Origin of the sequence: Streptococcus sp. bf_0095 (genome assembly GCF_004166885.1) — a bacterium.
Lineage (GTDB): Bacteria > Bacillota > Bacilli > Lactobacillales > Streptococcaceae > Streptococcus.
In genome coordinates this window covers 436025-461607 of sequence record NZ_RCYU01000001.1, presented here as the reverse complement: position 1 = coordinate 461607, position 25583 = coordinate 436025, and the positions used below count along the sequence as shown (strand labels likewise).

At 41.7% G+C, this 25583-nt stretch carries 24 protein-coding genes; 22 read left to right on the top strand and 2 right to left on the bottom strand.

The features are described from left to right. Positions 1-153: 153 nt before the first annotated feature. From EAI95_RS02325 to EAI95_RS02220, 22 genes are all read left to right on the top strand, one after another. The gene (locus EAI95_RS02325; protein ID WP_238662884.1) at positions 154-1041 is read left to right on the top strand and encodes a DUF3137 domain-containing protein; all 888 of its coding nucleotides are present in this window, start codon (positions 154-156) and stop codon (positions 1039-1041) included. Positions 1042-1043: 2 nt separating this feature from the next. Continuing rightward, positions 1044-1598 carry a LemA family protein gene (locus EAI95_RS02320; protein ID WP_048715957.1) on the top strand — a complete coding sequence of 185 codons (555 nt, stop codon included), beginning with the start codon at positions 1044-1046 and terminating at the stop codon, positions 1596-1598. 158 nt (positions 1599-1756) lie between these two features. Beyond that, positions 1757-2833: an aspartate-semialdehyde dehydrogenase gene (locus tag EAI95_RS02315; protein WP_048715959.1), complete on the top strand. Its 1077-nt coding sequence runs from the start codon at positions 1757-1759 to the stop codon at positions 2831-2833. 89 nt (positions 2834-2922) lie between these two features. Beyond that, a complete protein-coding gene (dapA, locus tag EAI95_RS02310; protein WP_129822076.1) occupies positions 2923-3858 on the top strand; it encodes a 4-hydroxy-tetrahydrodipicolinate synthase in 936 nt (311 codons plus the stop codon). Between the two features lie 71 nt (positions 3859-3929). Next, positions 3930-4268 carry an ATP cone domain-containing protein gene (locus tag EAI95_RS02305; protein WP_006597242.1) on the top strand — a complete coding sequence of 113 codons (339 nt, stop codon included), beginning with the start codon at positions 3930-3932 and terminating at the stop codon, positions 4266-4268. A gap of 124 nt (positions 4269-4392) precedes the next feature. After that, complete coding sequence (gene ylqF / locus EAI95_RS02300) at positions 4393-5244, top strand: ribosome biogenesis GTPase YlqF (protein WP_048715962.1); 852 nt, start codon at positions 4393-4395, stop codon at positions 5242-5244. After that, the gene (locus tag EAI95_RS02295) at positions 5231-6001 is read left to right on the top strand and encodes a ribonuclease HII (RefSeq protein ID WP_129822075.1); all 771 of its coding nucleotides are present in this window, start codon (positions 5231-5233) and stop codon (positions 5999-6001) included. The genes ylqF and EAI95_RS02295 overlap by 14 nt, the downstream gene beginning before the upstream one ends. Positions 6002-6012: 11 nt before the next feature. Then, positions 6013-6939 (top strand): ROK family protein, encoded by a 927-nt coding sequence (locus EAI95_RS02290; RefSeq protein ID WP_048715966.1) that lies wholly within the window; start codon positions 6013-6015, stop codon positions 6937-6939. Positions 6940-7015: 76 nt separating this feature from the next. After that, positions 7016-7858 carry a DNA-processing protein DprA gene (dprA, locus tag EAI95_RS02285; RefSeq protein WP_048715968.1) on the top strand — a complete coding sequence of 281 codons (843 nt, stop codon included), beginning with the start codon at positions 7016-7018 and terminating at the stop codon, positions 7856-7858. Positions 7859-7950: 92 nt separating this feature from the next. Continuing rightward, complete coding sequence (topA, locus tag EAI95_RS02280; protein WP_048715970.1) at positions 7951-10038, top strand: type I DNA topoisomerase; 2088 nt, start codon at positions 7951-7953, stop codon at positions 10036-10038. 107 nt (positions 10039-10145) lie between these two features. After that, positions 10146-10823, top strand: a complete 678-nt coding sequence (locus EAI95_RS02275) for a SatD family protein (protein ID WP_048715972.1) — start codon at positions 10146-10148, stop codon at positions 10821-10823. Further along, the gene (locus EAI95_RS02270; protein WP_129822074.1) at positions 10807-11511 is read left to right on the top strand and encodes a DUF3307 domain-containing protein; all 705 of its coding nucleotides are present in this window, start codon (positions 10807-10809) and stop codon (positions 11509-11511) included. Before EAI95_RS02275 ends, EAI95_RS02270 begins: the two co-directional genes overlap by 17 nt. A 160-nt stretch (positions 11512-11671) precedes the next feature. Continuing rightward, entirely contained in the window at positions 11672-13006 is a 1335-nt protein-coding gene (trmFO, locus tag EAI95_RS02265) for a methylenetetrahydrofolate--tRNA-(uracil(54)-C(5))-methyltransferase (FADH(2)-oxidizing) TrmFO (protein WP_048715976.1), read from the top strand. A gap of 94 nt (positions 13007-13100) precedes the next feature. Next, the gene (locus tag EAI95_RS02260) at positions 13101-13928 is read left to right on the top strand and encodes an alpha/beta hydrolase (protein ID WP_129822073.1); all 828 of its coding nucleotides are present in this window, start codon (positions 13101-13103) and stop codon (positions 13926-13928) included. Between the two features lie 39 nt (positions 13929-13967). Continuing rightward, complete coding sequence (locus tag EAI95_RS02255; protein ID WP_048690507.1) at positions 13968-14708, top strand: alpha/beta hydrolase-fold protein; 741 nt, start codon at positions 13968-13970, stop codon at positions 14706-14708. Positions 14709-14729: 21 nt separating this feature from the next. Further along, the gene (locus EAI95_RS02250; protein WP_129822072.1) at positions 14730-15896 is read left to right on the top strand and encodes an ATP-grasp domain-containing protein; all 1167 of its coding nucleotides are present in this window, start codon (positions 14730-14732) and stop codon (positions 15894-15896) included. Between the two features lie 209 nt (positions 15897-16105). Continuing rightward, positions 16106-17074, top strand: a complete 969-nt coding sequence (locus EAI95_RS02245; RefSeq protein WP_048789008.1) for a thiamine pyrophosphate-dependent dehydrogenase E1 component subunit alpha — start codon at positions 16106-16108, stop codon at positions 17072-17074. 16 nt (positions 17075-17090) lie between these two features. Then, positions 17091-18083 (top strand): alpha-ketoacid dehydrogenase subunit beta, encoded by a 993-nt coding sequence (locus EAI95_RS02240; RefSeq protein WP_129822071.1) that lies wholly within the window; start codon positions 17091-17093, stop codon positions 18081-18083. A gap of 315 nt (positions 18084-18398) precedes the next feature. After that, a complete protein-coding gene (locus EAI95_RS02235) occupies positions 18399-19442 on the top strand; it encodes a dihydrolipoamide acetyltransferase (protein ID WP_129822070.1) in 1044 nt (347 codons plus the stop codon). Between the two features lie 39 nt (positions 19443-19481). Further along, positions 19482-21188: a dihydrolipoyl dehydrogenase gene (gene lpdA / locus EAI95_RS02230; RefSeq protein ID WP_129822069.1), complete on the top strand. Its 1707-nt coding sequence runs from the start codon at positions 19482-19484 to the stop codon at positions 21186-21188. Positions 21189-21417: 229 nt separating this feature from the next. Further along, on the top strand, positions 21418-22407 hold the full coding sequence (locus EAI95_RS02225; protein WP_118095165.1) for a lipoate--protein ligase: 990 nt from the start codon (positions 21418-21420) through the stop codon (positions 22405-22407). A gap of 109 nt (positions 22408-22516) precedes the next feature. After that, complete coding sequence (locus EAI95_RS02220; protein ID WP_129822068.1) at positions 22517-23158, top strand: hypothetical protein; 642 nt, start codon at positions 22517-22519, stop codon at positions 23156-23158. Between the two features lie 83 nt (positions 23159-23241). Here EAI95_RS02220 and xerS read toward each other — a convergent pair whose 3' ends face one another. Continuing rightward, a complete protein-coding gene (gene xerS, locus EAI95_RS02215; protein WP_129822067.1) occupies positions 23242-24312 on the bottom strand; it encodes a tyrosine recombinase XerS in 1071 nt (356 codons plus the stop codon). Between the two features lie 183 nt (positions 24313-24495). Further along, positions 24496-25479, bottom strand: coding sequence for an acetylxylan esterase (locus tag EAI95_RS02210; protein WP_129822066.1), 984 nt, complete (start codon positions 25477-25479; stop codon positions 24496-24498). Positions 25480-25583: the final 104 nt, after the last annotated feature.

The following is a 25583-nucleotide window of genomic DNA, read 5'->3' as shown; positions in this document are numbered from 1 at the left end:
ATAAATGGATTCATTTGTGTTTGAAAGGAGATGGTTATAGTGTATGATCAAAACAGTCCAAACAACAAGTGGTCACAAGAAACGTTTCAACGTATCAGTGAACTGGAAAAATTAGAACAATATCAGGCTAAGTTGCTCATTATGAAGTAACAAATGAAGAATAATCTTCATTGGAGAAACGCCACTATTCTTGGTGGTATTCTAGCTTTTCTCTCCTTCCAACTTGTTAGATGGCGAGCAGCGATTGTTATCATTCTTCTTGTAGTGGTGTTTTATTATTTACCGGCATACAAAAAACGAAAAGCCTTATTCGGAGATCAGGTTCGATCCAATGAAGAGATTTATATTACAGATTTTCTTTGTCCCATCCTGAAAGAAGTTTTTCCTCAAGCGGAGCTAACTCTGACAGCTGACTACCCAATGAATGTCCTGCAGGTCATTAGTCCGAGATCGACTAAGTTTGATCTCTTTCATCAATTGTCTTTCCATGATGAAAAGAATCTCGTAGTAGCCAATCTCTATGCTTATCATATTGAGACGCGAACAAAGAGATACTCAAGTGGGGAAACTCATACGGTCAGAGAAGAAGTTGAAGATTTTGCTGGTCAGATTTTTTCTTTAAAAGCTCCTATCTCATTTCCAGGGCACTTGAGAGTTGTTCCAACCAAGAAATCTTTGTTTTTAAAAAGAGAACTAAAAGGTGCCTATCCGGGTGCTGGACCTAATGAAGTTCAAATTGAAACAGAAGATATCCGAAACAATGAAAATTACAATATCTATTGTACAGATGAACTGGCTGCTCGAAAATTCTTAAAACCCAAGATCCTAGAATGGTTTGATCAGCAAATTTCTCAAAATGCTATGTGTGTGTATTTAGTACAAGATACACTCTATATTTCCTTATATACTAACCGCTACCTTTTCCCAACACCGAATAGAAAAGATGCAATCGAAAGTCTTTCGATTGCTGCAGAGTATCAAAAACTCTGTAGGGAGATTGATCTCATTGATGAATTAACCAATATATTTAAAGGAGAATAACTATGTTAGGATTATTTATTGCCATCGTCGTTTTTGCTCTTGTCATTGTTATGTGGTTTATCGGTGAAAGCAATCGCTTGAATCGTTATCAGGTCATGATTGAAGAAGCAAAGAGAACGGTTGATATAATTCTTGTCAAACGCTACGATACCATTTCTGAAATGTTGAAGGCAGCTAAGGCCTACGCCAAACATGAAGAGAAAGTCTTTACCGAATTAGTAGCCCTTCGTCAAGGTGCCTCTATCCAAGAATCCAACCAAGTTATTGCCAATCAAAATGATGTCTTGGCACAAATCCGAGCAGTAGGTGAGAATTATCCAGATCTCTTATCTTCTAACCAATTCTTGGCCTTGCAAAAAGAAATTGCAGACGAAAATGAAGATTTGGCAGCTTCTAAACGTATTGTTAATAGTAATATTAGCCAAATCAACCAAGCAATAGTAACCTTCCCAACTTCACTAGTGGCGGGTATCAAAGGGATGCAACAGGTGCCATTTTTATTGGAAGATACTCAAGGCAAGAAGAATTTGAATGATTTGGATTATGAAATCCATTAATTTTCAATAAAAGCTATTCGATATCTAGAAACTATCCCGGTCTTAGATCGGGATTATTTTGTTTTTATAAGTGTAAAATACACTTTTCATTTGTAGGGAAAAATAGTATAATAGATAAAATTCACAAATTTTTAGAAAATTCCGAAAGAGGTTTTATTATGGGATATACAGTTGCTGTTGTCGGTGCTACAGGTGCCGTTGGTGCACAAATGATCAAAATGCTGGAAGAATCAAGTCTTCCAATTGATAAGATTCGCTACCTTGCATCTGCGCGTTCAGCAGGGAAGGTCTTGCAATTCAAAGGGCAAGACGTGACCATTGAAGAAACAACTGAAGAGGCTTTTGCAGGAGTAGATATCGCTCTCTTCTCAGCTGGAGGATCAACTTCAGCTAAATATGCACCATATGCTGTTAAAGCTGGTGCGGTCGTAGTAGATAACACTTCTTACTTCCGTCAAAATCCAGATGTACCATTGGTTGTTCCTGAAGTAAATGCACATGCGCTTGATGCCCATAACGGAATCATCGCCTGTCCTAACTGTTCAACCATTCAAATGATGGTAGCTCTTGAGCCTGTTCGTCAGAAATGGGGCTTGGACCGTATCATCGTGTCTACTTACCAAGCTGTCTCTGGTGCTGGTATGGGAGCCATTCTTGAAACCCAACGTGAATTGCGTGAAGTATTGAATGATGGAGTGGATCCACGTGATTTGCACGCGGAAATCTTACCTTCAGGTGGCGATAAGAAACATTATCCAATCGCCTTTAACGCCCTTCCTCAAATTGACGTCTTCACTGATAATGACTACACATATGAAGAAATGAAGATGACGAACGAAACTAAGAAAATCATGGAAGACGATAGCATTGCCGTATCAGCAACATGTGTACGTATTCCAGTCTTGTCAGCTCACTCAGAGTCAGTTTACATTGAGACCAAAGAAGTAGCACCAATCGAAGAAGTAAAAGCTGCTATTGCTGCCTTCCCAGGAGCAGTGTTGGAAGATGATGTGGCTCATCAAGTATACCCACAAGCTATCAATGCGGTTGGTTCTCGCGATACCTTTGTTGGTCGTATCCGTAAAGACTTGGATGCTGAAAAAGGGATTCATATGTGGGTGGTTTCTGATAACCTTCTTAAAGGAGCTGCTTGGAACTCAGTTCAAATTGCAGAAACCCTTCATGAACGTGGACTCGTGCGCCCAACAGCTGAGTTGAAGTTTGAGTTGAAATGATTCATTAACTAAATAAATTGTAATAGGGGACAGCTATCAACTTTTGGTGCTGTCCCTCTTCCCTATGGTTGTCTCAAGAAGGAGTATGTATGTCTTATCAAGATTTAAAAAATTGTAGAATGATCACTGCCTTTATCACTCCCTTCCATGAAGATGGTTCGATTAATTTTGAGGCTATTCCTCCGCTTATTGAACATCTTTTGGCTCATCACACAGATGGGATTCTTTTAGCTGGTACCACAGCTGAAAGTCCAACTCTAACACACGATGAAGAATTAGAACTTTTTGCAGCGGTGCAAAAGGTAGTCAACGGACGGGTTCCTTTGATTGCTGGTGTCGGGACCAATGAAACTCGCGACTCGATTGAGTTTGTAAAAGAAGTCGACCAATTTGGTGGTTTTGCTGCCGGATTAGCGATTGTCCCTTATTACAACAAACCTTCTCAAGAAGGTATGTACCAGCATTTTAAGGCTATTGCAGACGCTTCTAACTTGCCAATCATAATCTATAACATTCCTGGGCGCGTGGTTGTCGAAATGACACCAGAAACCATGCTTCGTTTGGCAGAACATCCAAATATCATCGGGGTAAAAGAGTGTACAACCCTTGCCAATATGGCTTATTTAATTGAGCACAAGCCAGAGGAGTTCCTCATTTATACGGGAGAGGATGGAGATGCTTTCCATGCCACGAACCTTGGGGCAGATGGGGTGATTTCAGTAGCATCTCATACCAATGGGGATGAAATGCACGAAATGTTCCTAGCCATTGAAAATAATGATATTAAAAAAGCGGCGGCCATTCAGCGCCAATTTATCCCGAAAGTCAATGCTCTCTTCTCTTATCCAAGTCCAGCTCCAGTTAAAGCAGTCTTGAACTATATGGGCTTTGAAGCAGGGCCAACTCGTTTGCCATTAGTGCCAGCTCCTGCTGAGGAAGCGAAGCGCATTATCAAGGTTGTAGTGGATGGGGATTACCACGCGACCAAAGAAATCATTACGGGAGTTCTTCGTCCGGATTATTGACGTTTTAGATTCTTGACAAATCCCCTATTTATTTAGATAATAGAAGTATATTGATGATCAAGGAGAATAAGATGGAAGTCATTAAACGTAGTGGTGAAGTTGTAGAATTTGATCCAGATAAAATCTATCAAGCTGTTTTGAAGGCAGCACAAACAGTCTATGTCTTGACCGATGATCTTCGCCAAAACTTGGCGCAAGTGACTAAAAAAGTTGTGATGGATTTGGAAGAAGCGAAAGTGGAACGTGCCACAATCAGCATGATCCAATCAATGGTTGAGCACCGTTTACTTGGTGCTGGTTATATTACCATTGCTGAACACTATATTTCTTATCGTTTGCAACGCGATTTGGAACGAAGTGGCTATGGAGACCACATCGCTGTTCACTTGCACTTTGAGCAAATTCGCTAAAATAAGAAACGAAGTTACGGGTGTAGCTTCGTTTTTTTAAGAAAAAATGGGGAGCAGTTTTAAAAGAAAATACTGTATTTCATGGTATAATAGATAAGATTGAATGTTGAAAGGATTTCATTTCATGGCGATTATTCAATGGTTTCCTGGACATATGTCCAAAGCTAGAAGACAAGTACAAGAAAATATTAAATTTGTGGATTTCGTGACAATTTTGGTGGACGCTCGTTTGCCTCTATCAAGTCAAAATCCTATGTTAACAAAAATTGTTGGTGATAAGCCTAAGCTGATGATTCTGAACAAGGTAGACTTGGCAGATCCTGTCGCTACAAAAGAATGGCAGGAGTATTTTGAGTCACAAGGGATCAAAACTTTGGCTATTAACTCTAAAGAGCAATCTACGGTTAAAAAGGTTACAGATGCTGCTAAGTCTTTGATGGCCGATAAAATTGCCCGTCAGAAGGAACGAGGGATTCAAATTGAAACCCTTCGGACCATGATTATCGGGATTCCCAATGCTGGTAAATCAACGCTGATGAACCGCTTAGCAGGGAAAAAGATTGCTGTTGTTGGAAATAAACCAGGGGTGACCAAGGGGCAACAGTGGTTGAAAACCAATAAGGACCTCGAAATCTTGGATACCCCAGGGATTCTTTGGCCAAAATTTGAAGATGAAGAAGTGGCCTTGAAGCTCGCCTTAACAGGAGCAATTAAGGACCAGTTGCTTCCAATGGATGAAGTGACCATTTTTGGCCTCAACTATTTTAAAGAGCACTACCCTAAAGAGTTACAAGAACGCTATAAGCAAATGAAATTAGATCAGGAAGCGCCTGAAATCATTATGGAGATGACTCAACGCTTAGGTTTCCGAGATGATTATGATCGCTTCTACAGTTTGTTTGTCAAGGATGTACGTGATGGTCGTTTGGGTCGCTATACCCTTGATCGTGTAGGTGAAGTAGATGCCAACGATTAAAGAAATCAAAGAGTGTTTGTCAACGATTGATAGGCTAGATCATCCCTTATTTGAAGAGTTGATCCTTGATGGTCGAGCGGGCGTTCAAGCGGCTATCAGCAAACGAAAACGCGAACTCCAAAAACAAGTAGACGAAGATTTGCGTTTGGAAAAAATGCTAGCCTATGAGAAAGAACTTTATGCTCAAGGGATTCATCTTATTGCAGGTGTTGATGAAGTAGGGCGAGGCCCTTTGGCTGGCCCTGTCGTCGCAGCAGCCGTCATTCTGCCTGAAAATTGTAAGATTCCAGGTTTAAACGATAGTAAGAGAATTCCAAAATCGAAGCACCATGCTATTTACCAAGCGGTTTTAGATCAGGCTCTCTCTGTCGGGATTGGGATAAAAGATAATCGGGTCATTGATCAGGTTAATATTTATGAAGCAACCAAATTAGCCATGCTTGAGGCTATTCAAGAATTGGACCCTCAACCTCAACACCTCTTGATTGATGCTATGAAATTGGACCTCCCTATTTCTCAGACATCCATCATCAAAGGAGATGCTAATTCTCTGTCTATCGCAGCTGCTTCTATTGTGGCGAAGGTGACACGAGATCAGATGATGGCAGCCTATGACCAAAAGTATCCAGGTTATGATTTTGCTCAGAATGCGGGGTATGGGACAAGCAATCATCTTGAGGGCTTGGAAAGACATGGGGTCACGCCTATCCATCGTCGAAGCTTCGAACCCATTAAGTCCATGACGGATCTTGACTAGGAGGGAAGGAAATGCTATTAGCCTTTGATATTGGAGGAACCTTTATTAAATATGCCTTAGTGGATGAAGCCTATCAGGTGAATGATTCCTCTAAAGTTCCGACACCAGCTACTATTGAGGAATTCTGGGAAGCTCTTGAGCGCGTGATTTGCTTGTTCCAGAATCGAATCACTGGGATCGCCATCTCTTGTCCGGGTGAAATCAATAGTCGACTGGGATTTGTCTTTAAAGGTGGCCTCGTTCCTTATTTAAGGAATATTCCTTTAGCTTCTCGTTTAAATAAGACTTTTCAAGTCCCTGTGACCGTCCTCAACGATGGGGATGCTGCAGGCTTGGCAGAAGCACGAATTGGAAACCTCCAGGATTGTGATTGTGGCGCAACCTTTGTGTTAGGAACTGGGGTAGGCTTAGCCTTGACTTCCAACGGTTCCTTAATTTCCACCTGGAATCTCAAGGATTATCTTCGTTGGCCAAGCTTAGGGGAGAAGCAAGTGACTCCTGAACAAAAGCAATATCAGACCGAGATTTTGCGACATGGGATTTCCAGTTTGGTTCAAAATTTAGGCTCTGCAGTCAATTTTGTGGCTAATGCTAGTCGACTCCTAGAATTGCCTGAAGAAGATGGAGTTCAAGTTTTTGAAGTCCTTGAAGCTGGTTATCATGAGGAATTGCAAGACTTATTTGCTTCTTATTGTCGAGAAATTGCGATCCTAATCTATAACCTTCAGTCTTTGGTTCGGCTTGAAAAAGTGACGATTGGTGGGGGAATTAGTAGTCAACCCCTTCTTTTAGAAGAGATTAACCATCAGTATAAAAGCCTGATGGAGGAAAGTGGGGAGCAACGATTTTCTTTAGTAGAGATTCAAGCAGCTCGTTACCACAACTCAAGTAATCTTTTGGGGGCAGTTTGTCATTTTAACATCTTAGAAAATCATTAAAAAGTTCTATTTTTAGAGCTTTTTTTGTTTTCTTTTACGAATATTATAAATAGATAGTAGAAAAAGAGGTTTACGAATGAAGAAATATGAACTTTATAAATTAAAGGTTGCTGGCCTGTCAAATCTACAGGTTTTTAACATTGTCAATTACTGGGAAATGAATGGGGAGTGGCCCTCTTTAGAATTAATGGCAAAAATTGCAGGTTGTCGTAATCAAACACTATTTATGGAACGGTATATCCGGATTGATGACAAGGTCTTGAGAGAAGAGTTTAAGGAGTTTGATTCGATTTCCATTATGGATCCGGAATATCCTGAAGAGCTTCTCTGGATGCATAACCCACCTGTTTTGTTGTTTTACTCAGGCAATATTGATCTTCTTAAACAGCCAAAGATTGCGGTCGTAGGAAGTCGATCCTGTAGTCGTAACGGGATTCAATCCGTCGAGAAAATCATTAACGAGTTAAATAATGAATTGATTGTGGTGAGCGGATTAGCCAAGGGAATTGATGCTGCAGCCCATTATGCCGCTATTCGAAATGGAGGAAAGACAATTGGAGTGATTGGTACTGGCTTAGATGTCTTCTATCCTAGATCCAATAAACAATTGCAGAAGTACATGAGTGGGAGTCATTTAGTGTTAACAGAATACGGTCCTGGACAAGGCCCTCAAAAACATCATTTTCCAGAACGCAATCGGATTATTGCTGGGCTTTCTAGAGCAGTGATTGTGGCGGAAGCGCGGATGCGATCTGGAAGTCTGATCACCTGCGAGCGTGCTATGGAAGAAGGGCGAGATGTCTTTGCTATTCCTGGTTCGATCTTGGATGGACGTTCAGATGGCTGTCACCACCTCATTCAAGAAGGTGCAAAGCTGGTCACCAGTGGAAAAGATGTCCTAGATGAGTTTGAATTTTAAAATGAGTTTTCCTATAGGAGAACTTCACGGTTGACATCCCGAAAAAAATAGTTTACACTCTATGAGGTTTATTACAAAATAGAGGTAAAAAAGTGGCTACTAAAACAAAAAAGAAAACCACAACAACTAAAAAGAATTTAGTCATCGTGGAGTCTCCTGCGAAAGCGAAGACGATTGAAAAGTATCTTGGTAGAAATTATAAGGTCATGGCCAGCGTGGGTCATATTCGTGACTTGAAAAAATCTACCATGTCTATTGATTTTGAGAACAATTACGAACCAGAGTACATCAATATTCGCGGAAAAGGTCCTTTGATTAATGATTTGAAAAAAGAGGCTAAAAAAGCCAAACAAGTCTTTCTCGCAAGTGACCCGGACCGTGAAGGAGAAGCTATTTCTTGGCATTTGGCGCATATTCTTCAGTTGGATAAGGAAGATAAGAACCGCGTTGTTTTCAACGAAATTACCAAGGATGCGGTAAAAAATGCCTTTCAAGAACCCCGTAAGATTGATATGGATCTGGTAGATGCTCAACAAGCGCGCCGTGTCTTGGACCGGATTGTTGGGTACTCCATCTCACCAATTCTATGGAAAAAGGTGAAGAAGGGACTTTCGGCTGGTCGGGTGCAATCCGTTGCGCTTAAGTTAATTATTGACCGGGAAGAAGAAATCAATGCCTTCCAACCAGAAGAATATTGGACAATTGATGGAACCTTTAAAAAGGGGACCAAGCAATTCCAAGCCAATTTCTATGGAATGAATGGCAAGAAGATGAAACTTCAAAACCAGGAGGATGTGAAAGCTGTACTTTCGCATCTAGATGGGAAAGAGTATATCGTTGAAAAGGTTGAGAAGAAAGAGCGCAAACGCAATGCGCCGCTTCCTTACACAACTTCTTCCATGCAGATGGATGCTGCCAATAAGATCAATTTCCGTACTCGTAAGACCATGATGGTAGCACAGCAATTATACGAAGGAATCAATATTGGATCAGGTGTTCAAGGTTTGATTACCTACATGCGTACGGATTCGACTCGGATTAGTCCAGTCGCTCAAAATGAAGCAGCTAGCTTTATCGTTGATCGATTTGGAGATAAGTATTCTAAGCATGGTAGCCGGGTTAAGAATGCTTCTGGTGCTCAAGATGCCCACGAAGCCATTCGTCCTTCTAGCGTCTACAATACGCCTGAGAAAATTGCCAAGTATTTGGACAAGGACCAGCTCAAGCTCTACACCTTGATCTGGAATCGTTTTGTGGCTAGTCAGATGACAGCAGCTATTTTTGATACCATGAATGTCCGTTTAGGGCAAAATGGAGTTCAATATACAGCAAATGGAAGTCAGGTGAAGTTTGACGGCTATTTGGCGATCTACAATGATTCGGACAAGAATAAGATGCTACCGGACATGGAAGAAGGTGACACCGTCACTCAGGTCAACAGCAAACCTGAACAGCACTTTACCCAACCACCAGCTCGTTACTCTGAAGCGACTTTGATTAAGACTTTAGAAGAAAATGGAGTTGGTCGTCCTTCAACCTATGCACCGACCATTGAGACCATTCAAAAACGCTATTACGTGAAGCTTGTAGCCAAACGCTTCGAGCCAACCGAATTAGGAGAAATCGTCAATAAACTGATCGTTGAATTCTTCCCAGATATCGTCAATGTAACCTTTACCGCTGAGATGGAAGGAAAGTTGGATGATGTCGAACTCGGGAAAGAACAGTGGCAAAAGGTTATTGATTCCTTCTACCAACCCTTTAAAAAAGAAGTAGCCAAGGCTGAAGAAGAGATGGAGAAAATCCAAATCAAGGATGAGGCTGCTGGATTTGACTGTGAGGTTTGTGGAAGTCCGATGGTCATCAAGTTGGGTCGATTTGGTAAGTTCTTCGCTTGTAGCAATTTCCCTGATTGTCGCCATACGCAAGCTATCGTTAAGGAAATTGGAGTGGAATGTCCAGATTGTCACCAAGGCCAAATCATCGAGCGTAAAACCAAACGGAACCGTCTCTTCTATGGCTGCAATCGCTATCCAGACTGCGAATTCACCTCTTGGGACAAGCCAATTGGCCGTGATTGTCCAAAATGTGGTCACTACCTAGTTGAGAAAAAAGTTCGTGGTGGCGGTAAGCAAGTCGTATGTAGCAACGGCGACTACGAAGAAGAAAAAGTAAAATAAGATTTTAGAATCATGCGATGTCTATTATAACGGCAATTTTAATAAATGTCTGTTATAATAGACATTTTTGTTTTTTTTCGTTATAATAGACACAAGGAGGTGGGCTTATGTATCTTGCTTTGATTGCAGATGTCATTGATTCCAAAATGGTTCAAGAGCGTTTTGACCTGCAAAAACAGTTAGAAAAAACGCTTCAAACAATGAATGAACTATTTGGAGAATTCATAGCATCCAATTTTACCTTGACCCTTGGTGATGAGTTTCAGGGGCTCTTAAAGGTGGATGCTCCGGTTTTTCAAATCATCGATACCCTGCGTTCTGAACTAACCCCGACTCAACTTCGTTTCGGGATTGGTCTCGGGGAGATTGTAACAGATATTGATCCCTTACAAAGTATCGGTGCGGATGGGCCAGCCTATTGGAATGCACGCGCCGCCATCAATCTGGTTCATCAGAAAAATGACTACGGCAATACCCAGATTTATTTTTCATGCGGGAAGGAAAAGCAAGACTTCTTTGTGAATGCCCTCATCGCTTCCGGGGAAGCCATTCGTTCGGGTTGGCGTGGAAGTCAGGAAGAAATCCTGCTAGATCTTCTTAAGAGGTGTGTATATAGTGAGAATTTTAGTCAGCAGGATTTGGCCCAATCGCTGGAGATAAACCCAAGTGCTCTCTCTAAACGGCTGAAAAGTAGCAGTATCCGGGTTTACTTACGGGGGCGAGCAGCAGCACTAGCTAGTATTCAAAGTTTAGCGAAAGGAGAGGCTTATGACAGGATTATCTAGTATCGTAACAAATCCATACTTGCTTCTCTTGTTGAGTTGTCATTTGTTGTCTGATTATTATTTTCAAAGTCAAAAGATGGCGGACCACAAGGATCAGGATAAGAAGGTGCTCGGGCTTCATATTCTGTATGTAGCTCTGCCTCTATTCGTCGTTTCCCTCTGTCATCTGGATTTGTGGTGGATTTGCTTGATCATTTTGCTGACTCATGCAGGGATTGATTACGGAAAACCTTTGGTTCAGAAGCAATTGAATGTAACAGCCGCATGGACTTTTGCATTGGATCAAGTCTTGCATGTCGGTATCATTAGTTTCCTAGTCCTTTGGGGAGCTAAAAATGGCACGACTTATTTACCTATTGACAGTTTAAAGCTAATCTTTTATGTCCTCCTAGTGGGAAAACCGACCAATATCGTCTTTAAAATTCTTTTTGCTAAGTACCAGCCGACGATGGAGGAGAAAATGGATACCATCACTGGGGCTGGTTCCATGATTGGCTTCTTAGAGCGGTTGATTATCGGTGCCTGTCTCGTCTACGGCCAATTTGCTTCTATCGGTCTGGTCTTTACGGCCAAATCCATCGCCCGCTACAATAAAATTTCGGAGAATCCAGCCTTCGCAGAGTATTATTTAATCGGGTCCTTATTCAGTATCCTATCAGCCCTCTTTGCTGCTTGGTTGTGTCTATAAGAAAACAAATAACAGACTTAGGTCTAAGACAGGAAGGAAAACCCTCCCTGTCTTTTTACTTGGCTTTCTGGTATAATGGACCAAGTAGAAAATTAGAAAGATTTGTGGGTGTCTAACAGTCTAGTGGGGTGGTTTGGATACCCAAAGAGGTATTAGTGTCATGTCTCAATCTTATATCAATGTCATCGGTGCAGGCCTTGCTGGCTCGGAAGCAGCTTATCAGATTGCCCAACAGGGTATTCCGGTCAAGCTTTACGAAATGCGGGGAGTCAAATCTACTCCACAACACAAAACAGACAACTTTGCTGAGTTAGTCTGTTCCAACTCTCTCCGAGGGGATTCTCTAACCAATGCTGTCGGGCTCCTCAAAGAAGAAATGCGTCGTCTGGGGTCTGTCATCCTTGAAGCGGCTGAAGCGACTCGTGTACCAGCTGGTGGAGCACTGGCAGTGGACCGGGAAGGCTTTGCTAGTCGAGTAACGGAAAAGGTATCCCAACACCCACTCATTGAAGTGATTCGCGATGAAATTACAGAATTGCCGACAGACGCGATCACAGTCGTCGCAACGGGCCCTCTAACCAGCGATGCCTTGGCGGAAAAGATCCACGAGCTCAATGGTGGCGATGGCTTCTATTTCTATGATGCAGCAGCTCCAATCATCGATGTCAATACCGTCGATATGAACAAGGTTTACCTCAAGTCTCGTTATGACAAAGGAGAAGCGGCTTATCTCAACTGTCCCATGACCAAACAAGAGTTTATGGACTTCCATGAGGCTTTGGTGAATGCGGAAGAAGCCCCACTCAACTCTTTTGAAAAAGAAAAGTATTTCGAAGGTTGTATGCCAATTGAAGTCATGGCCAAACGAGGCATCAAAACCATGCTCTATGGTCCTATGAAACCAGTTGGTCTCGAGTATCCAGATGACTACAAAGGACCTCGTGACGGGGAGTTTAAGACCCCTTATGCGGTAGTCCAATTGCGCCAAGACAATGCAGCTGCTAGCCTCTACAATATCGTTGGCTTCCAAACTCACCTTAAATGGGGCGAGCAAAAACGAGTCTTTCAAATGATTCCTGGTTTGGAAAATGCGGAGTTTGTCAGATATGGTGTCATGCACCGTAATTCCTACATGGACTCTCCAAATCTCCTTGAACAAACCTACCGTTCTAAGAAGCAAGCCAACCTCTTCTTTGCGGGTCAAATGACAGGAGTAGAGGGCTATGTCGAGTCAGCGGCTTCAGGTTTGGTGGCTGGGATCAATGCGGCACGTCTTTTTAAAGGAGAAGAAGCAGCGATTTTCCCAGAAACAACAGCGATCGGAAGTTTGGCTCACTATATTACCCATGCCGACAGCAAGCATTTCCAACCCATGAATGTCAACTTCGGAATTATTAAGGAGCTGGAAGGCCCACGCATTCGGGATAAAAAGGAACGGTATGAGAAAATTGCCGAACGTTCTTTACAAGATCTGGCTACATTTATTGGAAAATAAAGTCAATCAATGAAAAAGTTTGGAGAAATCCAGACTTTTTCTTATAAAAATGGTATAATAAATAAAAATTTAGAATATAGAGAGTTTTCTGACAATGAATAAATCCTACTTTTATTTAGAGATGAAGACACACGAGTTGAAAGTGCCTTATACCGGAAAACTCCGTCGTGTACGAGTCTTATTACCTAAGAATTATGAATTAGATACAGATCGTCGCTACCCTGTGGTTTATTTCCACGATGGGCAAAACGTTTTGTATAGCAAGGAGGCCTATGCGGGTCATTCCTGGAAAGTCATTCCAGCCATTAAGCGAAATCCTGACATTAGTCGCATGATTGTCGTTGCCATTGATAACGATGGTTTGCAACGGATGAACGAATACTCTGCCTGGAAGTACAAGGAGTCCAATATCCCTGGTATGCAATTTGGTGGCAAGGGTGTCGAGTATGGGGAGTTTGTCATGGATGTCGTCAAACCCTTTATCGATCAAGAATATCGAACCCTTGCTGATAGAGAACATACAGCCATGATTGGATCTTCGCTTGGTGGGAATATCACCCAATTCTTGGGCCTAGAGTACCAAGACCAAATCGGTTGTCTGGGTGTCTTCTCCTCTGCTAACTGGTTGCACCAAGAGGCCTTTGATCGCTATATCGAGCGGAAGAAGCTTTATGCAGATCAACGGATCTACATCTATGTGGGGACTGAAGAAGCTGATGATACGGATAAAACGCTGATGGCGGGAAATATCAAGCAAGCCTACATTGACTCATCCCTTCGGTACTATCATGATGTCATTCAACAAGGGGTGGCTTTGGAAAATATTGCCATTCGGATTCAATCTGGGGCTATTCACCACGAAGAAGCCTGGGCCGAGCATTTACCAGAATGTCTGCGCTTTTTAGCTGAAAATTGGGATTAATAGCCTGTAAATAAAGAAATAAAGAGAAAGAGGGAACTTATGAATATTGAACATTTAAGCCACTGGAGTGGCCAACTTAACCGCGAAATGTATCTAAACCGCTATGGACATGCAGGGATTCCTGTTGTTGTCTTTGCTTCATCAGGTGGAAGCCATAACGAGTACTATGACTTTGGTATGATTGATGCTTGTGCTCAGTTTATCGAAGAAGGACGAGTTCAATTCTTCACCCTTTCGAGTGTCGATAGTGAGAGCTGGCTTTGTGATTGGAAAAATCCTCATGATCGAGCAGAGATGCACCGTGCTTATGAACGTTATGTGATTGAAGAAGCCATTCCTTTCATCAAGCACAAAACAGGCTGGTTTGATCCGATGATGACAACTGGTTGCTCTATGGGAGCCTACCACGCCCTTAATTTCTTCTTGCAACATCCAGATGTCTTCAACAAGGTGATTGCCTTGAGTGGTGTCTATGATGCTCGTTTCTTTGTTGGTGAGTTTGGTGGTGACGAAGCGATTTATCAAAACTCGCCATCTGATTATATTTGGCATCAAAATGACGGCTGGTTTATTGACCGTTACCGTCAGGCGGAAATTGTCATTTGTACCGGTCTTGGAGCTTGGGAACAAGATGGCCTACCATCTTTCTACAAACTAAAAGAAGCCTTTGACCACAAAAATATTCCTGCATGGTTTGCTGAGTGGGGCCATGACGTCGCCCATGATTGGGACTGGTGGCGCAAGCAAATGCCTTATTTCTTAGGTCAGATGTATTTATAAGCTAAAAAGGAGGAGACCTCTATGAATTATCTTGTTATTTCACCTTATTATCCGCAAAACTTTCAACAATTTACCATCGAGCTGGCTAACAAAGGCATCACGGTCTTAGGGATTGGTCAGGAGCCTTATGAACAGTTAGACGAGCCATTGCGCAATAGTTTAACAGAGTATTTCCGAGTTGATAACATGGAAAACTGGGACGAAGTGAAGCGTGCGGTAGCCTTTCTCTTTTACAAACATGGTCCAATCGATCGTATAGAATCCCATAATGAGTACTGGTTGGAATTGGATGCGGCGCTTCGGGAGCAATTCAATGTCTTCGGTGCTAAACCAAAAGATTTGAAGAAAACCAAGTTTAAATCAGAAATGAAAAAACTCTTCAAGAAAGCAGGAGTCCCAGTCGTACCTGGTGCAGTGGTCAAAGCCGAAAAAGACATCGATAAAGCTGTGAAGAAGATTGGGTTGCCATTAATCGCCAAGCCTGACAATGGGGTAGGAGCGGCAGCAACCTTCAAGCTTGAAACAGCAGAAGATGTGGACCATTTCAAAGCTGAATGGGATGAACATACTGAGTATTTCTTTGAGAAATTCGTTACTTCTAGTGAGATTTGTACCTTTGATGGTCTGGTCGATCGCGAAGGTAATATTGTCTTCTCGACGACTTTTGACTATGCCTATACGCCACTCGACTTAATGCTCTACAAGATGGACAATTCTTATTATGTCCTTAAAGAGATGGATCCAAAATTGCGTCAATACGGAGAAGCGATTGTTAAAGCTTTTGGCATGAAGGAGCGTTTCTTCCACATTGAGTTCTTCCGTGATGGAGATGACTATATTGCGATTGAGTACAATAATCGTCCTGCAGGTGGCTTCACCATCGACGTCTACAACTATGCTCACTCGATTGATTTGTACCGTGGCTATGCAGCCATCGTAGCCGGAGAACCATTCCCAGCTTCTGAGTTTGAGCCACTTTATTGCTTGGCGACTTCACGCCGTGCCAATGCATCTTATGTCCTTTCTGAGGATGAAGTTTTAGCTAAATACCATGACCAATTCCGCGTGAAGAAAGATATGCCTGCTGCCTTCGCCGAGCTTCAAGGTGATTATCTTTACATGTTAACAACGCCAAGTCGTGAGGAGTTAGAACAAATGATTCATGACTTTGGCCAACGCCATCAATAAAATATTCCGATAGGTCTTCCCTATCGGTTTTTTGATTTTCCATAATAGAAAACGACTTTGTGAATCTTTTATATAACAGTTTGGGAATTCATATCTATCAGTATTCTAGACGGATTAGTTTGTGAAAGGAAATGAGCATTTATTTTGACAGTGTTTTCATAGTGAGATAGAATAAAAGAGAATGAATAATTGCTTAGAAAGGCGAAATAATGGCAACATTAGATAAAAGTCTCTTATTGGAAATGTTCCGTAAAATGGAAGAAATCCGTCGCATGGACTTAAAAATTGCACAGTTAGTAAAAAAAGGGAAAGTGCCAGGAATGACGCACTTTTCTGTTGGGGAAGAAGCGGCTAACGTTGGAGCGATGTTGGCTTTGAACGAGGATGATCTGCTAACTTCAAACCACCGTGGTCACGGACAAGCCATCGCTAAAGGAATCGATTTGAATGGCATGATGGCAGAAATCCTTGGTAAGTATACCGGTACTTGTAAAGGGAAGGGTGGATCAATGCACATCGCCGACCTGGATGCAGGTAACCTTGGTGCCAACGGTATTGTTGGTGGTGGTATGGGGATTGCCGTAGGGGCTGCCCTTACTCAACAAATGCATAAGACTGGTAAGATTGTTGTCTGCTTCTTTGGGGACGGCGCAACCAACGAAGGTGTCTTCCACGAAGCAGTGAATATGGCTTCTATTTGGAATCTTCCGGTAATTTTCTACTGTATCAATAACGGTTACGGAATCTCTGCTGACATCAAAAAAATGACCAATGTCAAGCATATCCACGAGCGTAGTGCTGCTTACGGCATTCCTGGAATGTTTATTCCTGATGGAAACAATGTTATCGATGTCTATGAAGGATTCCAAAAAGCTGTTGAACACGTCCGCTCTGGTAAAGGTCCTGTCTTGATTGAAAGTGTCACTTATCGTTGGCTTGGTCACTCATCATCTGACCCTGGTAAATACCGGACACGTGAAGAAGTCGAAGAGTGGAAGAAGAAAGATCCAATCGAAAACCTTCGCAAGTATCTCCTTGAAAATGAGATTGCGAGCGCAGAAGAATTGGATCAGATCCAAGAAGAAGTAAAAGAAGCAGTGGAAGCTTCAGTGAAATTTGCGGAAGAAAGCCCATTCCCTCCGCTCGAATCAGCTTTCGAAGATATTTACGCAGACTAAGGGGGAGTAGAGAATTATGGAAACTAAATTAATGTCTTTCCGCGATACCATTATCCTTGCTATGTCTGAGGAAATGCGTCGCGACGAAAACGTATTGTTGATGGGGGAAGATGTCGGAGTGTTCGGTGGAGACTTCGGAACTTCAGTAGGAATGCTTGAGGAATTCGGTCCAGAACGTGTCCGTGACTGTCCGATTTCTGAGGCTGCGATTTCAGGTGCAGCAGCAGGTGCAGCCATGACCGGACTTCGCCCAATCGTAGATATGACCTTCATGGATTTCTCAGTAATTGCCATGGATGCTATTGTCAACCAAGCTGCTAAAACTCGCTACATGTTTGGTGGAAAAGGTCAAGTGCCGATGACCGTTCGCTGTGCTGCTGGTAATGGAGTTGGATCTGCAGCTCAACACTCCCAATCCTTGGAATCATGGTTTACTCATATTCCTGGTTTGAAAGTTGTTGCTCCTGGTACGCCAGCGGATATGAAGGGACTGCTTAAGTCATCTATCCGTGATAACAACCCTGTTATCATTCTTGAATACAAATCAGAATTCAACCAAAAAGGGGAAGTGCCAGTTGATCCAGACTACACGATTCCACTTGGTGTCGGAGAAATCAAACGCGAAGGAACTGACGTCACTGTCGTAAGCTACGGGAAAATGCTTCGTCGCGTGATGCAAGCAGCTGAAGAATTGGCAGAAGAAGACATCTCAGTAGAAGTAGTAGACCCACGGACCTTGGTCCCACTCGATAAAGAGATCATCATTAATTCTGTCAAGAAGACAGGAAAAGTAGTCCTTGTCAATGATGCCCATAAAACAAGTGGCTATATCGGTGAAATTTCAGCTATCATTTCTGAATCAGAAGCATTTGATTACTTGGATGCACCCATCCGTCGTTGTGCGGGTGAAGATGTGCCAATGCCTTACGCACAAAACCTTGAAAATGCAATGATTCCAACAGTTGAAAGCATCAAAGATGCCATTCGTAAAACGTATAATAAAGAATAGCATATAACATAAATTATTTTATGTGAATGAAATTCGTTTTTCTCTCTCGTTTTTTATCTGAAAAATGCGACATGAGAGAGTCGAATCGATGATATTCGACGAACGAATTAGTAAGTCTACTAGGTTGTCCGCCTGATAGCGGCAACCGTAGCAACTTGAGATACGCATGTATCCAAGTTGCTTGTAGAGTTGAATCCGGACGGAGGACTGTGAAAAAAAGATAGATTTCCTTGTGTTCATCGAACACAGCGTCAATCTCCTATTTTTTCTTTGTCCTCTACGTCCTTGATATCTTATAATAGAATAGGAGAGGTCATGGCTGATGATAAGCTAAGAGCGACTCCTGCGGCTAGAAAATTAGCGGATGATCTTGGGATCAACCTCTATGATGTTTCTGGTTCAGGCGCAAACGGTCGTGTCCACAAAGAAGACGTGGAAACATATAAAGACACAAATGTGGTTCGCATTTCACCACTTGCAAAACGAATTGCTTTAGAACACAATATTGCTTGGCAAGAAATCCAAGGAACTGGTCATCGTGGTAAGATTATGAAGAAGGACGTCCTTGCTTTCCTTCCTGAGAATATTGAGAATGAGACCATTAAGTCACCTGCTCAAATTAAGAAAGTCGAAGAAGTTCCTGATAATGTGACACCTTATGGTGAGATCGAGCGGATTCCGATGACACCAATGCGTAAGGTGATTGCTCAACGGATGGTGGAATCTTACTTAACAGCACCAACCTTTACATTGAACTACGACGTCGATATGTCTCAAATGTTGGCTCTTCGTAAGAAGGTATTGGATCCAATCATGGAAGCAACTGGTAAGAAAGTGACTGTAACAGATTTGCTTTCTCTAGCAGTGGTTAAGACCTTGATGAAACACCCATACATCAATGCGTCATTGACAGAAGATGGCAAAACCATCATCACTCACAATTATGTCAACTTAGCGATGGCAGTTGGGATGGACAATGGATTGATGACTCCAGTTGTCTACAATGCTGAAAAGATGACCTTGTCAGAGTTGGTCGTAGCCTTCAAGGATGTTATCGGACGTACCTTGGATGGTAAGCTTGCTCCAAGTGAATTGCAAAACTCAACCTTTACTATCAGTAACTTGGGGATGTTTGGCGTTCAATCATTTGGACCGATTATCAACCAACCAAACTCTGCCATCCTTGGAGTTAGTGCAACGGTTGAAAAACCAGTGGTTGTGAATGGTGAAATTGTCATTCGTCCAATCATGAGCTTGGGCTTGACCATTGACCACCGCGTTGTCGATGGAATGGCTGGTGCCAAATTCATGAAAGACTTGAAAGCCTTGATTGAAGACCCGATTTCAATGTTGGTCTAATCAACGAGAGAATTGAAACAAGAAAAAGAGGGAAATAAAATGGCCTTAGAAGTAATTATGCCAAAAGCCGGCGTAGATATGACCGAAGGACAAATCGTTCAGTGGAATAAGAAAGTCGGCGAATTTGTAAAAGAAGGAGAAGTTCTCCTTGAAATTATGACAGACAAAGTCAGCATGGAATTGGAAGCAGAAGAAGATGGGTACTTAATTGCTATCTTGAAAGGGGACGGAGAAACGGTTCCTGTAACAGAAGTAATCGGTTACCTTGGTGAAGAAGGGGAAAACATCCCAACCGCTGGAGCAGCAGCACCAGAAGCGAGTCCAGCACCAGCTGCAGCAAGTGCTTCAAACGATGACAATAAGAGCGATGATGCTTATGATATCGTAGTGATTGGTGGTGGTCCTGCTGGTTACGTATCTGCTATTAAAGCAGCTCAACTAGGTGGTAAGGTTGCTCTTGTTGAGAAATCTGAACTTGGTGGAACGTGCTTGAACCGCGGATGTATCCCGACTAAGACTTACCTCCACAACGCTGAAATTATTGAAAATATCGGACATGCAGCCAACCGTGGTATTATCATTGAAAATCCAAGTTTCTCAGTAGATATGGATAAACTTTTAGAAACTAAATCTAAAGTTGTTAATACCCTTGTTGGTGGTGTTGCGGGTCTTCTTCGCAGCTACGGTGTGGATGTTCACAAGGGTATCGGTACCATTACGAAAGATAAGAATGTCTTGGTTAATGGTTCTGAATTGCTTGAAACGAAGAAAATCATCCTTGCTGGTGGTTCCAAAGTCAGCAAGATTAACGTTCCAGGTATGGAATCATCCCTTGTCATGACCAGTGATGATATCCTTGAAATGAACGAAGTTCCAGAAAGCCTCGTGATCATCGGTGGCGGGGTTGTCGGTATCGAACTTGGTCAAGCCTTCATGACTTTTGGTTCAAAAGTAACAGTCATCGAAATGATGGACCGCATTGTTCCAGCTATGGATGCGGAAGTATCTAAGAACCTTCGCTTGATCCTTGAACGCAAGGGTATGACCATCTTGACGGATACGAAATTGCAAGAAATCATTGAAGAAGATGGCAAACTCCGTATCAAGGTTGAAGGAAAAGATGATATTATCGCAAACAAAGCTCTTCTTTCAATCGGTCGTGTTCCAGATCTTGAAGGAATCGGTGAAGTTGAGTTTGAATTGGATCGTGGACGGGTCAAGGTTAATGAATACATGGAAACGTCTGTTCCAGGTATCTATGCGCCAGGTGATATCAACGGTACTAAGATGTTGGCTCACGCTGCCTTCAGAATGGGAGAAGTTGCGGCTGAAAATGCTCTTAAGGGAAATCATGCTGTTGCCAAATTGAACTTGACGCCTGCAGCTATCTACACACTTCCAGAAGTTGCCGCTGTTGGTTTGACAGAAGAACAAGCTCGTGAAAAATACGATGTTCAAATCGGTAAATTTAACTTTGCGGCGAACGGTCGTGCCATTGCATCAGATGCAGCTCAAGGATTCGTTAAAGTCATTGCAGACAAGAAATACGGTGAAGTTCTTGGGGTTCACATCATTGGTCCAGCAGCAGCTGAATTGATCAACGAAGCTTCAACAATCATTGAGATGGAAATCACTGTGGAAGAAATGCTCAAGACCATTCATGGCCACCCAACCTTCTCAGAAGTGATGTACGAGGCTTTTGCAGATGTACTTGGCTTGGCTGTTCACTCACCTAAGAAGAAATAATACTATTCTTTCAACTAAATTTTCTTAAAGTAGTACGGACGGCAGCGACCTCTCTTAGAGTTCCATGCCTAAAAATTGAGCTACCTGTCTCAATTTTTCCGAGAAATGTAACGAGTTATCGTTACATTTCTTTTTACTACTTCAGAATATTCAAGTGAAATTCAACTATTTCTGTCTAATGCTTATCTTACTATGAGTAGGATTTATAAAACGAATTTTTGGAATTACTATGAAATACATTATTAATTATTCAAATGATACTGCTTTTAATATTGCTTTAGAAGAGTATGCTTTTAAGCACCTCTTGGATGAAGATCAAATCTTCCTTCTTTGGATTAACAAACCTTCTATCATTGTTGGTCGCCACCAAAATACTATCGAAGAAATCAACCGTGACTACGTTCGGGAGCATGGGATTGAAGTGGTTCGCCGAATCAGTGGTGGTGGGGCTGTTTATCACGATTTGAACAACCTCAACTACACCATCATTTCAAAAGAAGATGAAAACAAGGCCTTTGATTTCAAGAGCTTCTCAACTCCCGTGATCAACACCTTGGCTCAACTTGGAGTTAAGGCTGAATTTACAGGTCGTAACGACTTAGAGATTGATGGCAAGAAATTCTGTGGAAATGCCCAAGCTTACATCAATGGTCGGATCATGCACCATGGTTGCCTTCTTTTTGACGTTGATTTGTCAGTCCTTGCAAATGCTCTCAAGGTATCTAAAGACAAGTTTGAGTCCAAAGGGGTTAAATCAGTCCGTGCTCGTGTGACCAATATCATCGATGAGTTGCCAGAAAAAATCACGGTTGAAGAGTTCCGTGACTTGCTTTTGGACTACATGAAGAAAGAATACCCTGAGATGACAGAATACGTCTTCTCGGATGAAGAATTGGCTGAAATTAATCGGATCAAGGAAACCAAGTTCGGTACCTGGGATTGGAACTATGGAAAGTCTCCTGAATACAATGTCCGTCGTGGCACAAAATTCCCAAGTGGTAAGGTGGAAATCTTCGCTAATGTCATTGAATCAAAAATTCAAGATATCAAGATTTATGGTGACTTCTTTGGTATCGAAGATGTTGCAGCAGTAGAAGATGTTCTTCGTGGCGTTAAATACGAACGTGAAGACGTCCTCAATGCCCTTCAAACCATTAACCTAGGTCGTTACTTTGCAGGTATCACTGCAGAAGAAATTGCTGAAGCAGTGGTGGAATAAAGTAAAAGATATCCATTTAACATGGATATCTTTTATCTTAAACTTGATATTTAAATACCATGAGTGTACAATATAGAAGAAATCTGAACACAAAAGGGGATTATATTCGATGATGAAAATTCCAGTGGAAAATCTTGGTCTATTTGAACAGTTAGATCGTATAGTAGTGGCTTTTTTTAGCAAACAACAACCTTCCAATCCTTATGATTTGAATGTCAGTATTACACAAGGACACCTTGACCAGAAAAAGCAAGAGCTCGAACCATTAGGCTATCAAGCTGTCCAACTACCATTAGGAATGGCTTTAGATAATATCATCCAGCAACCTCATTATAAAAATTTAATCCTTGGTGGACTTGCTCCCGACGAAATTATAGTCAGCAAAGAAGAATTAATGCCTTTGAAAGATATTGTGGACAGTTTTTGTATTATGTACGCTGCAGCGAATAACAGACTGGAAAATAGTAAGGCTTATGAATTAATGAAAGATAAGACGGTTTATTTTATTGGTAAACTATTTACAGATTTTCCAAAAGCCGGTGATGAAATTGCTTATTTAGGAATTGATCGAACAGCGAGCGATGGTACACCATATGAAGCTGTTAAATGCTTTCTAACGAAAGAGAGTGCAGAGAAGTTCAATGGTGAAAAAAGACCTGTCACCCCTGCAAACTTGGCCTATCTAAAATCATTCTGGGGAAAACCAGTCATTATTGAACCACACCGTAATTATTGGATCGAATTTTTATAGAAAGTATAAAAGAGCGGTAGACATTCAAAAAATCTATCGCTCTTTTTAAAACTAATAAATTACATAATTTACGTTATGTAATTTTATAAACTATCCAAGGCATTTTTCTGCTCATCATTAACGATATGCGTATATAAGTCTGTAACTTGGGTGCTAGCATGTCCTAGCTGGTGGCTGACCAAGACCTGTGATTTGGTAGCATCATAGAGACGAGTTGCTAATGTATGGCGAAGCTTGTGGGGTGTCACGCGGACTTTGAAGTCTTCTGAATACTTGGCGACCATCTTTTCAACGCTAGAAGCATCGATCCGGTTTGGAACACCTCGATACAAGGTCAGAAAGAGAGCTGTATCAGTCTTTTCTGCCTTGTAACGCTTGTCTCGAATCGCGAGATATTGTTCTAGATAAGGCTTAGCAAAGGCAGCAACATTGACTGAGTCTCGTTTTCCACCTTTTCGAGTGACGTCAATGACCATCATCTTAAGATTGAGGTCACGAAGGTCTAGGTTAACGGCTTCAGAGAGACGGACACCAGAGGCAAGAAGGAGTGCGATAATGGCTAAATCTCGCTCTTTATTCTTATTAAAAGAGGATAAGGCGCGATTTGAGAGTGTTTGAGGGTACTCCTGGTCGATATAGTTAAGAAAACCTTCTGTTTCCTCACCTAAAAAGAGCTTCTGCTTGATATTTTCAGCTCGAGCAGCCAAGGTTTCTTTCTTTTTCTTGGTAGCAACCTTCTTCATGACGTTGCGGTAGAAATAAGGTTCTCCTTGCTCATTTTCAACTTCCTCAGTCAAATACTTATAGAGACTAGATAATGCAGAAAGGGTACGGTTAATAGTCGTTTGGGAAACCCCGTTTTTCGTTGTATTGGCATTGAGCAGAGGGCGTTCACGTAAGTAAAGAATAAAGGATTCCATGTCTTTCTTGGTCATGTGCTCCAGAACGTCTAAAGGGATCTCGGCCATGGTATCAGCATCCGATATACCAGATTCCAAAACCCAGGTAAAAAATCGATCGTATTCCTTTAAGTATTCGTACAAAGTTGTAAAACTGTATGGAACGGCCAGTTTTGATTGGTAATATTCTAAGACGTACCAAGGCATGACTTGTTTGAGTTTATCGATACGTTCTAATAAGATCTCGCGTTTCATGTTTTTCTCCAAATCTTTCTATACTAGTAGTATAGCATAGCCAGATATATTTTTCAAGAAAATTATAGTTTTTCGGAAAGATGTTATAGGGGATCTATAGGACTGTTTTAGTTTTACTGTATAGCTTTTTTAACAAAACAATCAGTAAATCTCATGGATCTACTGATTGTTTTTTTCTCTAACTTATTTTTCTACATATCGAAAACCAATCTTGCTACCACAGAGCCAATTGTACACACGATCATTGACTTGAACATTCATAGCTTCATGTGCATATTCTGGCATGATTAAATGCTCATTTTGACCTTCTAATCGATTATAAATGGCAAACTGTGTCACAGGATAACAGACATCATCATCTAATCCTGTAATCATGTGAACCTGTCCTTTAATGCGATGGGCAAAATTTTTCACATCAATATAGGCTAAGTTCTCCATGATTTGGTCTTCCGTTTCATGGAATGAATCATGGAATTTGAAATAACGGAAAAGCTCGTCATAGGCTTCACTGGTGTTTCCAAGCTCTAATACACGTCTGAAGTCTGATAAGAATGGATAAATGGCTACCGTTCGTTGAATTCTTGGATTCAATCCGGCAGCAACCAGGGCCAAGGCACCACCTTGAGAGGCTCCATAGCTGGCGAGTTTGCTGTTGTCAACTTGAGGAAAGCTAGCTACAATTTCTATTAACTGGTAAAGATCTAAGTAGACATCCTTATAAAATAGCTCATCTGGACCTTCCACAGCTCCGCGGATAATCTGTCCTTTTACAGTATTTCCAAGTGGTGATCGATCTCCGTCTGTTGAATAGCCTGATTGACCTCTTACGTCCATAGACACAACTCCATAGCCAGCTACTGTATAAGCCAGCATGTCTGTCCAATCCCAACAACGGCCCATATAACCATGAAAATGGAAAATAACTGGAATCTGTTGATCTGTTTTTGGAAAAACAACTCGCGCATAAACAAGACCATCTCGTGTCCCTTTAAAGGTTAATTCATAACAAACAACATTTGGAATGCTGAAATCTCGTTCTTCAAGCTTGTATTTAGGCAGTTCAGTAATCTTTGCTAGGGCTTGATCCCAAAAGGTATCAAAGTCTGCGGGCACTTCATCACGCCCCCTATAATCTTTCATTAATTCTAGTAATTTAGGATCTTTCATAAAACCCTCCTTAGGAATATGTAATCGCTACCAAAAATGTACCATATTTACTTAAGGATTGCAAGAGACAAATAAAAATTACATAACTGAAATTATGTAATTTA

Bases quoted from the DNA above. Each gene is read 5' to 3' on its own strand.
- dprA (WP_048715968.1), top strand. From the start codon at position 7,016: ATGAAGAAATATGAACTTTATAAATTAAAGGTTGCTGGCCTGTCAAAT.
- EAI95_RS02315 (WP_048715959.1), top strand. From the start codon at position 1,757: ATGGGATATACAGTTGCTGTTGTCGGTGCTACAGGTGCCGTTGGTGCA.
- EAI95_RS02290 (WP_048715966.1), top strand. From the start codon at position 6,013: ATGCTATTAGCCTTTGATATTGGAGGAACCTTTATTAAATATGCCTTA.
- EAI95_RS02225 (WP_118095165.1), top strand. From the start codon at position 21,418: ATGAAATACATTATTAATTATTCAAATGATACTGCTTTTAATATTGCT.
- EAI95_RS02250 (WP_129822072.1), top strand. From the start codon at position 14,730: ATGAATTATCTTGTTATTTCACCTTATTATCCGCAAAACTTTCAACAA.
- ylqF (WP_048715962.1), top strand. From the start codon at position 4,393: ATGGCGATTATTCAATGGTTTCCTGGACATATGTCCAAAGCTAGAAGA.
- EAI95_RS02220 (WP_129822068.1), top strand. From the start codon at position 22,517: ATGATGAAAATTCCAGTGGAAAATCTTGGTCTATTTGAACAGTTAGAT.
- EAI95_RS02245 (WP_048789008.1), top strand. From the start codon at position 16,106: ATGGCAACATTAGATAAAAGTCTCTTATTGGAAATGTTCCGTAAAATG.
- EAI95_RS02240 (WP_129822071.1), top strand. From the start codon at position 17,091: ATGGAAACTAAATTAATGTCTTTCCGCGATACCATTATCCTTGCTATG.
- EAI95_RS02260 (WP_129822073.1), top strand. From the start codon at position 13,101: ATGAATAAATCCTACTTTTATTTAGAGATGAAGACACACGAGTTGAAA.
- dapA (WP_129822076.1), top strand. From the start codon at position 2,923: ATGTCTTATCAAGATTTAAAAAATTGTAGAATGATCACTGCCTTTATC.
- EAI95_RS02295 (WP_129822075.1), top strand. From the start codon at position 5,231: ATGCCAACGATTAAAGAAATCAAAGAGTGTTTGTCAACGATTGATAGG.
- EAI95_RS02235 (WP_129822070.1), top strand. From the start codon at position 18,399: ATGGCTGATGATAAGCTAAGAGCGACTCCTGCGGCTAGAAAATTAGCG.
- EAI95_RS02210 (WP_129822066.1), bottom strand. From the start codon at position 25,479: ATGAAAGATCCTAAATTACTAGAATTAATGAAAGATTATAGGGGGCGT.
- EAI95_RS02255 (WP_048690507.1), top strand. From the start codon at position 13,968: ATGAATATTGAACATTTAAGCCACTGGAGTGGCCAACTTAACCGCGAA.
- EAI95_RS02320 (WP_048715957.1), top strand. From the start codon at position 1,044: ATGTTAGGATTATTTATTGCCATCGTCGTTTTTGCTCTTGTCATTGTT.
- EAI95_RS02275 (WP_048715972.1), top strand. From the start codon at position 10,146: ATGTATCTTGCTTTGATTGCAGATGTCATTGATTCCAAAATGGTTCAA.
- EAI95_RS02305 (WP_006597242.1), top strand. From the start codon at position 3,930: ATGGAAGTCATTAAACGTAGTGGTGAAGTTGTAGAATTTGATCCAGAT.
- xerS (WP_129822067.1), bottom strand. From the start codon at position 24,312: ATGAAACGCGAGATCTTATTAGAACGTATCGATAAACTCAAACAAGTC.
- EAI95_RS02325 (WP_238662884.1), top strand. From the start codon at position 154: ATGAAGAATAATCTTCATTGGAGAAACGCCACTATTCTTGGTGGTATT.
- lpdA (WP_129822069.1), top strand. From the start codon at position 19,482: ATGGCCTTAGAAGTAATTATGCCAAAAGCCGGCGTAGATATGACCGAA.
- trmFO (WP_048715976.1), top strand. From the start codon at position 11,672: ATGTCTCAATCTTATATCAATGTCATCGGTGCAGGCCTTGCTGGCTCG.
- EAI95_RS02270 (WP_129822074.1), top strand. From the start codon at position 10,807: ATGACAGGATTATCTAGTATCGTAACAAATCCATACTTGCTTCTCTTG.